The 14,166-nt window shown below is 67.0% G+C and carries 12 protein-coding genes; 5 read left to right on the top strand and 7 right to left on the bottom strand.

Features of this window, described 5'->3' with window-relative positions:
• Positions 1 to 145: 145 nt before the first annotated feature.
• The 7 genes from BLQ28_RS03470 to BLQ28_RS03440 all read right to left on the bottom strand — a co-directional run bounded on the left by BLQ28_RS03470 (position 146) and on the right by BLQ28_RS03440 (position 8,323).
• Positions 146 to 1,258 carry an acyltransferase family protein gene (locus BLQ28_RS03470; RefSeq protein WP_093237690.1) on the bottom strand — a complete coding sequence of 371 codons (1,113 nt, stop codon included), beginning with the start codon at positions 1,256 to 1,258 and terminating at the stop codon, positions 146 to 148.
• Between the two features lie 62 nt (positions 1,259 to 1,320).
• The gene (locus BLQ28_RS03465; RefSeq protein ID WP_093237144.1) at positions 1,321 to 2,283 is read right to left on the bottom strand and encodes an NAD(P)H-dependent flavin oxidoreductase; all 963 of its coding nucleotides are present in this window, start codon (positions 2,281 to 2,283) and stop codon (positions 1,321 to 1,323) included.
• 79 nt (positions 2,284 to 2,362) lie between these two features.
• Positions 2,363 to 4,153, bottom strand: a complete 1,791-nt coding sequence (locus BLQ28_RS03460; RefSeq protein ID WP_093237143.1) for an acyl-CoA dehydrogenase — start codon at positions 4,151 to 4,153, stop codon at positions 2,363 to 2,365.
• Between the two features lie 75 nt (positions 4,154 to 4,228).
• On the bottom strand, positions 4,229 to 5,161 hold the full coding sequence (locus tag BLQ28_RS03455) for an electron transfer flavoprotein subunit alpha/FixB family protein (RefSeq protein ID WP_093237142.1): 933 nt from the start codon (positions 5,159 to 5,161) through the stop codon (positions 4,229 to 4,231).
• Between the two features lie 2 nt (positions 5,162 to 5,163).
• The gene (locus BLQ28_RS03450; protein WP_093237141.1) at positions 5,164 to 5,913 is read right to left on the bottom strand and encodes an electron transfer flavoprotein subunit beta/FixA family protein; all 750 of its coding nucleotides are present in this window, start codon (positions 5,911 to 5,913) and stop codon (positions 5,164 to 5,166) included.
• 137 nt (positions 5,914 to 6,050) lie between these two features.
• On the bottom strand, positions 6,051 to 7,331 hold the full coding sequence (locus BLQ28_RS03445) for a mechanosensitive ion channel family protein (protein ID WP_093237688.1): 1,281 nt from the start codon (positions 7,329 to 7,331) through the stop codon (positions 6,051 to 6,053).
• Positions 7,332 to 7,369: 38 nt separating this feature from the next.
• The gene (locus BLQ28_RS03440; protein ID WP_093237140.1) at positions 7,370 to 8,323 is read right to left on the bottom strand and encodes a histone deacetylase family protein; all 954 of its coding nucleotides are present in this window, start codon (positions 8,321 to 8,323) and stop codon (positions 7,370 to 7,372) included.
• Positions 8,324 to 8,401: 78 nt separating this feature from the next.
• On the opposite strand from BLQ28_RS03440, the gene BLQ28_RS03435 reads away from it, so the two are divergent.
• The 5 genes from BLQ28_RS03435 to BLQ28_RS03415 all read left to right on the top strand — a co-directional run bounded on the left by BLQ28_RS03435 (position 8,402) and on the right by BLQ28_RS03415 (position 14,163).
• The gene (locus BLQ28_RS03435) at positions 8,402 to 9,322 is read left to right on the top strand and encodes an AAA family ATPase (protein ID WP_093237139.1); all 921 of its coding nucleotides are present in this window, start codon (positions 8,402 to 8,404) and stop codon (positions 9,320 to 9,322) included.
• A 67-nt stretch (positions 9,323 to 9,389) separates the two neighbouring features.
• A complete protein-coding gene (locus tag BLQ28_RS03430; protein WP_093237138.1) occupies positions 9,390 to 10,367 on the top strand; it encodes a DUF58 domain-containing protein in 978 nt (325 codons plus the stop codon).
• Positions 10,361 to 12,385: a transglutaminase TgpA family protein gene (locus BLQ28_RS03425; RefSeq protein ID WP_371126560.1), complete on the top strand. Its 2,025-nt coding sequence runs from the start codon at positions 10,361 to 10,363 to the stop codon at positions 12,383 to 12,385. Before BLQ28_RS03430 ends, BLQ28_RS03425 begins: the two co-directional genes overlap by 7 nt.
• A 54-nt stretch (positions 12,386 to 12,439) precedes the next feature.
• The gene (gene mltB / locus BLQ28_RS03420; RefSeq protein ID WP_093237137.1) at positions 12,440 to 13,537 is read left to right on the top strand and encodes a lytic murein transglycosylase B; all 1,098 of its coding nucleotides are present in this window, start codon (positions 12,440 to 12,442) and stop codon (positions 13,535 to 13,537) included.
• A gap of 5 nt (positions 13,538 to 13,542) precedes the next feature.
• Complete coding sequence (locus tag BLQ28_RS03415; RefSeq protein WP_093237136.1) at positions 13,543 to 14,163, top strand: HD domain-containing protein; 621 nt, start codon at positions 13,543 to 13,545, stop codon at positions 14,161 to 14,163.
• Positions 14,164 to 14,166 lie beyond the last annotated feature (3 nt).

Raw genomic sequence — 14,166 nt, 5'->3', positions numbered from 1 at the left:
GTGTATTTTCAGTATTTACTGAAATTTCCACAATCATACCGAAGACGGAGGCAGCTGACGAGCCCGGAGACTGCACGCTCCGGGCCGTCAGCGCAACCCGTTCAGGAAGATTCGGCCAAGGCGCCTGCGCGGGCGCCGGGCTCTTTTAATGAGAAACGACTATTCCGCTGACCAGCAGCGCAGCGAACAGCGTGAAGACCGCGCGCCACGATGCCGGACGCACTTCGACCCACCGGTGCAGCAATGTGGCGGCTGCCACCGAGAGCCCGAAGGTCGCCACCAGCCCGATCGCATCGAACCATGCACCGTGCGGCCCGGCATTCGCGACCAGCGCATTCATCGCGAGCAGCACCGGAAAGTGGATCAGGAACAGCGAATACGACATGCGCCCCAGCCGCTGCAAAGGCACCGCCACCGCCGGCCAGTGCGCCGGCGAAAGCCAGCGCCGGCGCTGTGCGACGGCGATGAGCAACGCCGTCACCAGCGCAATGGCGATGCGGCTGCGCCAGTCGATGGCCAGCGCACCCGCCCCCACCAGCGCTAGTAACGCGACAGCGCTCTGCCACGTGCTGAAGCGCGTCGCGCGCCCGATCCAGAACACCAGCATGCCCAGGCCGTAGGTGCCGAAGAAATAGAAGGCCGTGTCGTCCAGCCCCGCATTGCGATTGAACAGCGCGAGCGAAGCCACGGCCAGCCCGAACACCAGCGCCACGGGCAACCAGCGTGCCCGCGCATTCATCGGTGCCGAACCCGAGGAACGCTGCAGCATCGCGGGCAGGCCCACCAGCGTCAGCGCCAGTGCAAAGAGCTGGAAGTCGATGGCCACATACCAGACACCTGTCGACAACGATTCGTAGCCCAGCAGATCCTGCAGCAGCAGCCCGTGCGCGATCAGTTGCCCCATGGTGGGCGACGCGGGCACCACCTCCTCGTCGAGCCACGGCCGCACCAGCGCCGCGACCAGCACGCACACCGTGAGCGCCGCCAGGTACGGCATCACCAGCCGGCCGTAGCGCTGCAGGATGCGCGCGACGGGGCGGTCGCAGCGCAGCCGGCCATCCGGCGCAAGGCTCGCAGCCGCAAGAAAACCAGCGATCACCAGAAACACCTGCACCGCCAGGCGCCCCTCGTTCGCCAGCCATGCAAAGAAATCAGGCGCGAGCGCGTACGCGCCGGCCGGCATCGGGCCGTAGCGCGACAGGTGATGGCCGACGATGACCGCGCAGGCGATGCCCTTGGCCGCGTCGAGCAGCGGCATGCGCCCCAGCGATGTGGAAGACAACGACCTGCTGGCAGGCTGCAGGTCGCCCGCAAGCGTGGTCAAAGCGCCAGCCGTTGCCTTGCTTCCTGGTATTCGCGCTTGAGCTTCTCGATGAAGGCCGCGGCGCTGGCCACTTCGGTCACGGCACCGATGCCCTGGCCCGAGCCCCAGATGTCTTTCCAGGCCTTGGCCTTGCTGCCTTCGCCGCCGCCGAAGTTCATGGTCTTGACGTCGCCTTCGGGCAGGTTGGCCGGGTCCATGCCGGCCTTGACGATGCTGGGCGCGAGGTAGTTGCCGTGCACGCCGGTGAACAGGCTCGAATAGACGATGTCGTCCGAGGTGCCGTCGACGATGGCCTGCTTGTAGTCGTCGCTCGCGCGTGCTTCTTCGGTCGCGATGAAGGCGGTGCCGATGTAGGCAAAGTCGGCGCCCATGGCCTGCGCCGCGAGCACCGCGCCACCGGTGGCGATGGAGCCCGACAGCGCGATCGGGCCGTCGAACCACTGGCGGATCTCCTGCACCAGCGCGAACGGGCTCTTCACGCCCGCATGGCCGCCGGCACCGGCCGCCACGGCGATGATGCCGTCGGCGCCCTTCTCGATCGCCTTCTGCGCGAACTTGTTGTTGATGATGTCGTGCAGCGTCACGCCGCCGTAGCTGTGCACCGCGTCGTTGACGTCGGTGCGCGCACCCAGCGAGGTGATGACGATCGGCACCTTGTACTTGACGACCATTTCCATGTCGTGCTCGAGGCGGTCATTGCTCTTGTGCACGATCTGGTTGATGGCGAAGGGCGCGGCGGGCTTGTCCGGGTTGGCCTTGTTGTAGGCAGCCAGCTCTTCGGTGATCTCGATCAGCCACTCTTCGAGCTGCGCCGCGGGGCGCGCGTTGAGTGCCGGCATCGAACCGACCACACCCGCCTTGCATTGCGCAATCACGAGCTTGGGGTTGCTGATGATGAACAGCGGCGAGCCGATGATCGGCAGCGGCAGGTTCGCGAGGACGGGGGGCAGCTTGGACATGTTGTCTCCGGAAATGGGTTTCGGTTTTATAAGAGAGCAAGGCCCCTGCCGCCCGTCAGATGGGCGACAGGGAGGCGGCTCAGAACGCGTCGAGCGCCAGGGCCGTGACGCTCTCGGCGCCTTCGACGATGCTGTCGCGGATGCCCGGCACCTTGTTCAGGATGTGCTCGGCATAGAAGCGCGCGGTGGCGATCTTGGCGAGCATGAAGTCGGTGTCGAAGCTGCGCGAAGCCAGGTCCTGCGCAATGATCAGCGAGCGCGCCAGCTGCCAGCCGGCCACGAGGTTGCCCGCGAGCATCAGGTACGGCACGCTGCCCGAGAACACGGCGTTCGGCGATGCCTTGGTCTGGCCCGCGACGAAATCGACCACTTCGACAAAAGCTTCGCGCGCGGCCTTCAGGCGCTTGAGCACTGCAGCAGCAGCCGGGTGATCGCTCTTGGCCAATTCGGCTTCGGTCTTCTCGATCTGCGCGGCGATGGCCTTGGCGGTCTGGCCGCCGTCGCGCGCAGTCTTGCGGCCCACGAGGTCGTTGGCCTGGATCGCGGTGGTGCCTTCGTAGATCGTGAGGATCTTGGCGTCGCGGTAGTACTGCGCCGCGCCCGTCTCTTCGATGAAGCCCATGCCGCCGTGCACCTGCACGCCAAGCGAGGTCACTTCGAGGCTCATCTCGGTGCTGTAGCCCTTGACCAGCGGCACCATGAATTCGTAGAAGGCCTGATTCTGCTTGCGCGCGTCGGCATCGGGGTGATGGTGCGCGGCGTCGTAGGCGGCAGCGGCCACCGAAGCCATCGCGCGGCAACCTTCGGTGTAGGCGCGCATCGTCATCAGCATGCGCTTGACGTCGGGGTGGTGAATGATGGGTGCGCTGGCGTTGATCGAGCCATCGACCGGGCGGCTCTGCACGCGCTCCTTTGCATAGGCGACGGCGTGCTGGTACGAGCGCTCGGCAATCGCGATGCCCTGCATGCCCACGGCGTAGCGGGCCGAGTTCATCATGATGAACATGTACTCGAGGCCGCGGTTCTCCTGGCCCACGAGGTAGCCGACGGCACCGCCGTTGTCGCCGTACTGCAGCACGGCGGTCGGCGAGGCCTTGATGCCCATCTTGTGCTCGATGCTCACGCAGTGCACGTCATTGCGCGCACCCAGCGAGCCATCCTTGCCGACCATGAACTTCGGCACCACGAACAGGCTGATGCCCTTCACGCCTTCAGGCGCACCGGTCACGCGGGCCAGCACGAGGTGCACGATGTTCTCGGCCATGTCGTGCTCACCGTAGGTGATGAATATCTTGGTGCCGAACACCTTGTAGGTGCCGTCGGGCTGCGGCTCGGCACGGCTGCGCACCATGGCCAGGTCGCTGCCGGCCTGCGGCTCGGTGAGGTTCATCGTGCCGGTCCACTGGCCGCTCACGAGCTTTTCGAGGTACGTGGCCTTCAGCTCGTCGGAGCCGGCGGTGAGCAGCGCCTCGATGGCGCCGTCGCTCAGCAGCGGGCACAGCGCAAAGCTCATGTTGGCCGAGTTGAGCATTTCGCCGCAGGCCGCGCCGATGGTCTTGGGCAGGCCCTGGCCGCCGAAGTCGGTCGGATGCTGCAGGCCTTGCCAGCCGCCCGACACGTACTGGGCGAAGGCGTCCTTGAAGCCCGGCGTGGTGGTGACGGCGCCGCTCTTGAACGACGAGGGGTTGCGGTCGCCTTCGATGTTCAGCGGGGCGATCACGTCCTGATTGAAACGCGCGCACTCCTCGAGAACGGCCTGCGCGGTTTCGAGGCCGGCGTCTTCGAAGCCGGGCAGCTTGGCGATCTCGCCGATGTTGGCCAGGTGTTCGATGTCGAACAGCATGTCCTTGAGGGGTGCGGTGTAGCTCATGGTCTTGTCTCCAGATACAGCAGATGTAGAAAGGGCATCGCGAACGATGCCCTCTGGCTCATTGCGTCGATACGGTCAGAGCGCCTTGACCAGTTGGGGCACAGCCACGAACAGGTCGGCCACGAGGCCATAGTCGGCCACCGAGAAGATCGGCGCTTCTTCGTCCTTGTTGATCGCCACGATCACCTTGGAGTCCTTCATGCCGGCCAAGTGCTGGATCGCGCCCGAGATGCCCGCTGCGATGTACAGCTGCGGCGCGACGATCTTGCCCGTCTGGCCCACTTGCCAGTCGTTCGGGGCATAGCCCGCGTCCACTGCAGCGCGGCTGGCGCCCAGGCCTGCGTTCAGCTTGTCGGCCAGCGGTGCCATCACTTCGGTGAACTTCTCGGCGCTGCCCAAGGCACGGCCACCCGAGACGATGATCTTGGCCGCCGTCAGTTCAGGGCGCTCGCTCTTGGTGACTTCACGGCCCACGAAGCTGCTCTTGCCGCTGTCCGCGACGCCTTCAGCCGTTTCGATCGCTGCGCTGCCACCGGTGGCGGCTGCGGCGTCGAAGCCGGTCGTGCGAACCGTGATCACCTTGGTGGCGTCGCTGCTCTGCACCGTGGCAATCGCGTTGCCGGCGTAGATCGGGCGCTCGAAGGTGTCGGGGCTGTCGACCTTGGTGATGTCGCTGATCTGTGCCACATCGAGCTTGGCAGCGACGCGCGGAGCGACGTTCTTGCCGTTGGCGGTCGAGGGGAACAGGATGTGGCTGTAGTTGCCGGCGATGGCCAGCACCTGGGCCGCGACGTTCTCGGCGAGGTTTTCTGCGAGGGATGCGCTGTCTGCAGCGATCACCTTGGAGACGCCTGCGATCTGCGCGGCGGCCTTAGCTGCTTCTGCTGCATTGGCACCAGCCACGAGCACGTGGACGTCGCCACCGCAAGCCAGCGCTGCGGTCACGGTGTTGAGGGTGGCCGGCTTGATGCTGGCGTGGTCGTGTTCGGCAATAACAAGTGCGGTCATGTTCAGATCACCTTCGCTTCGTTCTTCAGTTTGTCCACCAGCGTTGCAACGTCAGGCACCTTGATGCCGGCGCCACGCTTCGGGGGCTCGCTGACCTTCAGGGTCTTCAGGCGCGGCTTGACGTCCACGCCCAGGTCTTCGGGCTTGAAGGTGTCCAGCTGCTTCTTCTTGGCCTTCATGATGTTGGGCAAGGTGACGTAGCGCGGCTCGTTCAGGCGCAGGTCGGTCGTGATGACGGCCGGCAGCGTGAGGGAGACGGTTTCCAGGCCGCCGTCGACTTCGCGGGTCACGGTGGCTTTGTCGCCCGCGACTTCGACCTTGGAGGCGAAGGTGGCTTGCGGCAGGTCGGCCAGCGCGGCCAGCATCTGGCCGGTCTGGTTGGCGTCGTCGTCGATGGCTTGCTTGCCCAGGATGATGAGCTGGGGCTGTTCCTTGTCCACCAGCGCCTTGAGCAGCTTGGCGACAGCCAGGGGCTGCAGCTCTTCGGTGGTTTCAACGAGGATGCCGCGGTCGGCACCGATGGCCATGGCCGTGCGCAGGGTTTCCTGGCACTTGGCATCGCCGCACGACACGGCGATCACCTCGGTGACCACGCCCTTTTCCTTCAGGCGCACCGCTTCTTCCACCGCGATCTCGTCGAAGGGGTTCATGCTCATCTTGACGTTGGCAATGTCCACCCCGGTGCCGTCGCTCTTCACGCGCACCTTCACGTTGTAATCGACGACCCGTTTGACAGGCACAAGAACCTTCATTGACTTGACTCCATTGGATTGCAAAAAGGGGGCTTCGAGGGCAACCGGTCATTCTAGGACGCGACCTTTGCAGCCTCTCCATTCTTCTTGTCGGCATTCGCGCGCCAATAAAAAAGAACGATCGTGCTTTTCCACGATTATAAAACAGCGTCGGGCGCTGGCGCGGCTCCCGGCGGCAAAGATTCCACGCGCAACACGCGCTGTGGATAGGGAATGTCAATGCCCGCACCCCGCAGCCCGTCGAGGATGGCGACGTTGATGGCCGAGCGCAGGTTGTCCTTGCCCTTCTCGGGGTCTGCCACCCAGAAGTTGAGGGTGAACTCCAGCCCATCGGGCGCGAAATTGAGCAGGTAGGCCACCGGCACCGGCTCGGTCATGACACGCGGCTGCGCCTTGGCGGCCTCGCACAGGATGGACTGCACCTGCGCCACGTCGCTCTCGTAGCCGACCACGATGCTGGTCGTGATGTTGAACTTGCGGTCGGCCAGCGAGAGGTTTTCCACCCGGCTGGTGATGAGCGACTCGTTCGGCACGATGGCCTCGCGCCCGTTGCCTGCGCGAATGAGCGTGTAGCGCGTCTTGATGTCGGTGATGCGGCCTTCGAAGGTGTCGACCTTCACGTTGTCGCCGATGCGGATCGAGCGTTCGAGCAGGATCACGAAGCCGCTCACATAGTTGGCCGCCAGCTTCTGCAGGCCGAAGCCCAGGCCCACGCCGAGCGCACCGCCGAGCACCGACAGCGCCGTCAGGTCCACGCCCACCGCCGACAACGCGAACAGCAAGCCGACCAGCAGCAGAAACGCACGCACCGCGTTCGACGCCACCTTGCGCATCGAAAGATCGGTGACGGCCTCGCGCAGGATGCGCTTCTCGATGGTGCTGGAGATCCACAGCGCAATCACCATCACCAACCCGGCCGACAACACGCCCTGGAAGATCGTCTGCAGGCTCACGCGCGTCTTGCCGAAGGCCAGCGTGATCTCGTCGAGCTCGGCCAGCACCGGCGGCAGCAGCCCGACGATCCACAGCACCGCCGCGATCCAGGCCAGCCACGAGATCGTGCGCTCGATCAGCCGCACGAGGTTCGACGCGGGAAACACCGCGCGCAACACCCGTGCAAACAACCGGATGACCACCAGCGACAAGAACACCGACACCGCGATGCGCAGCACCAGCACGGGCTGCAGTTCGATCACCGCGCGCCGCGCCAGGTCGGTCAGCACCAGCGACAGCAGCGGGAACAGCAGGCCGTCGAAGGTGCGTTCGCCGAACCAGATCGAGTCCTTGGGCTGGTCGCGTCCGAACCATTTGCAGACGGCCCAGGCCAGCGCCACGCAGGCCACGACGGCGGCAAGTTCGATGGTAAGGCCGCGCGCATCGACCTGGCTCAATCGTTGTGTGAAGTCATTGAAGTTCATCGATTGGAAAAACATGGCGCCGAACGACGCCGGCTGCATTACAGGTCCGCGAGCACGCGGATATGGGCTTCGACACTGCGCGCCAAGGCATCGAGGTTGTAGCCGCCTTCGAGCATCGACACGATGCGCCCGCGCGCATGGCGCTTTGCCACGTCGTGCACGCGGCCGGTGATCCAGGCAAAGTCGTTCTCGTTCAGGCCGAGCTGGCCCAGGTCGTCCTCGCGATGGGCGTCGAAACCGGCACTGATAAAGATCATCTGCGGCTTGAATTCCTCGAGCCGAGGCATCCAGACCGCTTCGATCATCTCCCGCACGTCCATGCCCTTGGTGTAGGCCGGAATCGGAAGATTCAGCATGTTCGAAGCCGGATGCTCCGTGCCGCTGTACGGATAGAACGGATGCTGGAAGAAGCCGACCATCAGCACGCGCGGATCGTTCGACAGGATGTTCTCGGTGCCGTTGCCGTGGTGCACGTCGAAATCGACGATGGCCACGCGGTCGAAGCCATGCACGTCGATGGCATGCCGCGCCGCGATGGCGACGTTGTTGAAGAAACAGAAGCCCATCGCCTGCTCGCGGCAGGCATGGTGGCCCGGCGGACGCACCGAACAGAACGCGTTTTCGATGTCGCCGGCAATCACGGCATCGGTCGCGGCAATCGCGGCGCCGGCGGCGCGGCGCGCGGCCAGCAGCGTGAAGCGGGTCAGGACGGTGTCGGGGTCGACCTGTGCATGGTCGGGGCCGCCGGCGGGCTCATCGGCCACCAGACGCTGGTGCAGCTCTTCGAGGTGCTCGACGTGCGCCGTGCTGTGCGCCCGGGTGATCTGCTGCAGGGTGGCAAGCGGCACGTCACGGTGATCGAGCGCATCGCCCACGCCGGTGAGCAGCAGGCGGTCTTCGATGGCATCCAGTCGGCCGGGGCATTCGGGATGCCCGTTGCCCATGTCGTGCTTCCAGAAGTCGCGGTGTGTGAAGTAGCCTGTCTTGCCCATGTCTCTGTCGCCACGTCTAGACCTCACGCGGCATGGGGCCGCAAGGTCTTACGGTATCGTTTGCATATGGATACAAATATGGACGTTGCTGCGAAGCTAGCCACTTTGCTGAGTCAGCTTAACACGGTGATCGTGGGCAAAGAGGCGCAGGTGCGCGACTGTGTAGCCTGCCTGTTGGCGGGTGGACACCTGCTGATCGAGGACGTTCCGGGGGTCGGCAAGACCACCCTCGCCCATGCGCTGTCGCACACGTTCGGTTTACATTTTTCGCGCGTGCAGTTCACGGCCGACCTGATGCCCGGCGACCTGTCGGGCGTGGCGATCTACGACCGCGGGCAGCAGGCCTTCGTGTTCCACCCCGGGCCGATCTTTGCCCAGGTGCTGCTGGCCGACGAAATCAACCGCGCCAGCCCCAAGACCCAGAGCGCACTGCTCGAGGCGATGGAAGAAAAGCAGGTCACCATCGAAGGCGAGACGCGCCCGCTGCCCACGCCCTTCTTCGTGATCGCCACGCAGAACCCGCAAGACCAGCTCGGCACCTTCGCGCTGCCCGAATCCCAGCTCGACCGCTTCCTGATGCGGATCTCGCTCGGCTACCCCGACCGCGCCGCCGAGCGCCAGCTGCTCGCCGGCGTCGACCGCCGCGAAATGCTGGCCAGCCTGCCCGCCCTGCTGACCGCCGGCGAGCTGACCGCCATCCAGCAGCGCGTGCAGCAGGTGCACGCGGCCGAACCGCTGCTCAACTATGTGCAGGACCTGATCGCGGCCTCGCGCTCGGGGCGCTGGTTCCTGCAGGGCCTGTCGCCGCGCGCCGGCATTGCCGTGCTGCGCGCCGCCAAGGCGCAGGCGCTGCTGGCCAACCGCAACTACGTCGCGCCCGACGACGTGCAGGCCGTGCTGCCGCAGACGATCGCGCACCGCCTCACGCCCGTGGGCGACGCGGGCCGTGGCGCCGTCGAGCAGGTGCGCGCGATGATCGCGGCCGTGCCTTTGCCGTGAGCCCCCGACCGGCCGCTCCGAAGAGGGCTCGCACCGCCGTGAGAAACACGAAGACGAAGGCATTCCGATGAGCCCAGTCGGCGCCCTGCGCTCACGCATCGACGGCTGGTTCCTGTCGCGGCGCCCGCCCTCGGACACGCTGGAGCTGACGCAGCGCAACGTCTACATCGTGCCCACGCGCGCCGGCTGGACGCTGGCCGCCACGCTGCTCGTGCTGCTGGTCGCGTCGATCAACTACCAGCTCAACCTGGGCTACCTGCTGACCTTCCTGCTGGCCGGCAGCGTGGCCGTCGGCATGCACGTGTGCCACGGCACGCTGCGCGGCCTGGCCATGCACATGGTGCCGCCAGACGCGCACTACGCGGGCGCGGCGGCCGTCTTCCGGGTGGTGCTGCACAACGCGCGGCGCAGCGTGCGCTACGGCATCGGCATGGCCGTGCGGGGCAGCGGCCAATGGGCCTGGACCGACGTGCCGGCCGAAGGCACGTCCACCGTCGAGATCGCGTTCCAGCCCGAGCGGCGCGGCCTGCATCCCGTGCCGCCGCTGACGGCCGAGACGCGCTTTCCGCTCGGCACCTTCCGTGTGTGGACGGTGTGGCGGCCCGCCGCGCAGATGCTGGTCTACCCCGCGCCCGAGGCACACCCGCCACCGTTGCCGCCGGGCGAGCCGCTGTCCGGGCCGGCCGCGCTGTCCGCCGCGCAGCGCGCGCACGGGGCCGGTGAATACGACGGCGTGCGCGCCTACCGGCCCGGCGATCCGCTGAAGCTCGTGGTCTGGAAGAAAGCCGCGCGGGCGCAGGCGGCCGGGTCGGAAGACCTCGTCAGCCGAGACACGCAACAGACGCAACGCGAAGAGCTGTGGCTCGACGCGCAGGCCACCGGGCTCGCCGATGGCGAGGCGCGCATTTCACGCCTCTGCGCCTGGGTGCTGATGGCCGACCGGCTCGGCGTGGACTACGGTGTCCGGGTTCAGGGGCGCGTCGTGAAGCCTTCGCAAGGGGAAGCCCACCGGCGGGCCTGCCTGGAGGCGCTGGCGCTATGTTGAAGAAGCTCCTGCGACAACTCGCAGCCCTCCCCCGGGATGCCAGGGACACGCTCTTTCTGCTGGCCGTCATCGCGCTGATCGTCCTGCCCCAGGCAGAGAACATCCCGTGGTGGTGCACCGCCATCACCGCCATGGTCCTGCTCTGGCGCGGCAGCCTCGCGGTGCAGGCGCGCCCACTGCCCAGTCGGTGGTGGCGGGTCGCCCTGCTCGCGCTGACGCTGGCAGCCACCTACGCCACCCACCGCACGCTGCTGGGCCGCGATGCGGGCGTGACGCTCGTCGTCATCCTGCTGGCCCTCAAGACGCTGGAGCTGCGCGCCAGAAGAGATGCCTTCGTCATCTTCTTCCTGGGCTTCTTCGCGATGCTCACGAACTTCTTCTATTCGCAGTCGCTGCTGACCGCCTTCACGATGCTGCTGGCGCTGCTCGGCCTGCTCACCGCGCTGGTCAACGCGCACATGCCCGTCGGCCGCCCGCCGCTGATGCAGGCCGCGCGCACCGCCGGCTGGATGGCCCTGGCCGGCGCGCCGATCATGCTGGCGCTGTTTCTGCTGTTCCCGCGCTTCGCGCCGCTCTGGGGCACGCCCAGCGACGCCATGGCGGGGCGCACCGGGCTGTCGAACACCATGCGCGTCGGCACCATCGCCGAACTCGCGCTCGACGACAGCATTGCCGCGCGCATCAAGTTCGAGGGCAACCGCGCGCCGCCGCAGAGCCAGCTCTACTTTCGCGGCCCGGTGCTGGCGCAGTTCGACGGCCGCGAGTGGACGGCCCTGCCATCGTGGCTGCGCGGCGGGCAATGGTCCGCCAACCTGCGCGTGAGCGGCGAACCCGTGCGCTACGAGGTCACGCTCGAGGCCAACAATCGGCCCTGGCTGCTGACGCTCGATGCGGCACAGCGCGCGCCCGAAGCCTCCGGCCTTGAGGTCACGGGCACGCCCGACCTGCAATGGCTCGCGAACCGGCCGATCAACGACCTGCTCCGCTACAAGGCCGAGAGCTACACGCAATTCCAGAGCGGCCCGATCAAGCGCACCGGCGGCCAGTTGCAGGCCTACCTGTCGCTGCCACCCGGCACCAACCCGCGCACCGCCGCGCTGGCGGCCGAGATGCGCGCCGACCCGGCACTGCACGAAGCCAGCACGCAGGCCTTCGTGCAGGCGGCCCTGAAGCGCCTGCGCACCGGCGGCTACACCTACACGCTCGACCCCGGCATCTACGGCAACGACACGGCCGACGAATTCTGGTTCGACCGCAAGGAAGGCTTCTGCGAGCACATCGCCTCGGCCTTCGTGGTGCTCATGCGCAACCTGCAGATCCCGGCGCGCATCGTGACCGGCTACCAGGGCGGCGAACTCAACAGCGTCGACAACTACTGGGTCGTGCGCCAGAGCGACGCCCATGCCTGGGCCGAAGTCTGGCAAGAAGGCACGGGCTGGGTGCGCGTCGATCCGACCGCCTCCGTGGCACCGGGCCGCATCGGGCAGATGCAGCGGCTGGTGCAGCAGCCGGGCTTGTTCGCCGGTGCCATCGGCGCCATGAGCCCCACGCTCGCGCAGAACATCCGCGCCGCATGGGAGGCCGTGAACAACGGCTGGAACCAGTGGGTGCTCAACTACACGCAGAGCCGGCAGCTCAACCTGTTGAAGAACATCGGCTTCGAGGCCCCGAGCCTCGAAGACCTGGCCTATGTGCTGCTGTACCTGCTGATCGGCGCGAGCATTGCCGGCGCGGCCTGGACGCTGTGGGAGCGCAGCCGGCACGACCCGTGGCTGCGCCTGCTGGGCCAGGCCCGCACGCGCCTGGCCAAGGCCGGCCTGCGGCTGCCCGAGACGACCCCGCCCCGCCAGATGGCGCAGGCGGCCGACGCCCGCTTCGGCCCCGCCGCCCAGGCCGTTCGCGACTGGCTGCTCAAGCTCGAAGCCCAGCGCTACGCCAAGGCCACGCCACAGACGCTCTCGACCCTGCGCCGCGAGTTCCGCCGCCTCAGCTGGCCCGCCGCGAACCCGCGCGGCTGAAACCACATGTGTCCCTTGGGAAGGGCCGCGCGCACGGGCGGCACAATCGGCCTCATGCGATTTTTTCTCCCCACGCCATCCCGCACCGTTGCGGCAGTTGCCCTTCTCGCCGCCTGCTGCGCATGGTCGACAGCGGCTGTAGCCCAGAAGTCTTCCAATGGCCGCGTGGCGAGCAACGCCGTGCGCGGCACCATCCCCTACGCCACGCGCGACGACGCGATGCGATTCGCCGACGAGGTGGCCGAGCGCCGCGGCCTCGACCGCGACTGGGTGCGTGCCACCATCGGCAACGCGCGCTTTCTGCCCAACGTGCCGCGCCTCATGCTGCCGGGCCCGGTCGGCACGGTGAAGAACTGGCAGACCTACCGCAGCCGCTTCATCGACCCGGTACGCATCGCAGCCGGCGTGCGCTTCTGGCGCGCCAATGCCGACACGCTGGCGCGCGCCGAACAGGTGTACGGCGTGCCGGCGGAGATCATCGTCGGCATCATCGGCGTGGAAACCATCTACGGCCGCAACATGGGCAACTTCCGCGTGATCGACGCGCTGGCCACGCTCTCCTTCGACTTTCCGCAGGGCCACCCGCGCGCCGCGGAACGCGAAGCCTTCTTTCGCGGCGAGCTCGAAAGCTTTCTGAGCACCGAGAGCCGCACGGCCGACGACCCGCTCACGCCGCTGGGCAGCTACGCCGGCGCCATGGGCATGCCGCAGTTCATGCCCAGCAGCATCGCCAAGTACGCGGTCGACTTCGACGGCGACGGCCGCATCGACCTCGTCAACAACCCGGCCGACGTGATCGGCTCGGTCGCCAACTACTTCAAGGCCTTCGGCTGGAAGCCGGGCATGCCCGCGATCTACCCGGTGCACTTCGACGAAGCGCGGCTTCAGAAGGGGTTGCTGCTGGCGCCCGACATACTGCCGACCTTCAGCATCGACAGCTTCGTGGCGGCGGGCGCGGTGCCCGAGGGCGAAGGCATTCGGCACAAGGGCCTGCTCGCGCTCATCGAACTGCAGAACGGCGCCGATGCGCCGCCGACCTACGTGGCCGGCACGCGCAACTTCTACGTCATCACGCGCTACAACTGGAGCAGCTACTACGCGATGTCGGTCCTTGACCTCGGGCAAGAGGTCAAGGCCGCGATGGAGCAGTAAGCGCCATGACGCCCGAAGCGCTGCACGCGAACTGGACCGAAGCCTGGCGCGCGCTCGGCGTTGCCTCTCCCAGCGACGCACTGTGCACCGCGCTGCAACAGCGCTACAGCGAACCGCAGCGCCACTACCACACGATGCAGCACCTGGGCGAATGCCTCGCATGGTTCGAGCGCGAGAAGGCGAATGCCGAGCACCCCGGCGAAGTGGCGCTCGCGCTCTGGTTCCACGACGCCATCTACGACGTGCATGCGCACGACAACGAAGCGCGCAGCGCCGACTGGGCCCGCCAAGCTTTGATCGAGGCAGGCGCAACCGGAGCCGCCGCCGAACGCGTGCACGCCCTCGTCATGGCCACGCACCACGACGCGGTGCCCGAAGGCCGCGATGCGGAACTGCTGATCGACATCGACCTGTCGATCCTCGGCGCCGAACGCGCGCGCTTCGACGAATACGAGCGCCAGGTGCATGCCGAGTACGCCTTCGTGCCCGAAGACGTGCGCCTACCGCGCCGCCGCGCGATCCTGCAGCGCTTTCTGGATCGCAAGGCTATCTACGCCACGCCGCGCATGCATGCGCAGCTCGAAGCGCAGGCGCGGATCAACCTGCAGCGCTCGATCGCGGGCTGACGA

The sequence above is a fragment of the Variovorax sp. EL159 genome (assembly GCF_900100965.1).
Lineage (GTDB): Bacteria > Pseudomonadota > Gammaproteobacteria > Burkholderiales > Burkholderiaceae_C > Variovorax.
Note: the sequence above shows the minus strand (reverse complement) of the source record. Positions and strands in the feature narration are given on the sequence as shown.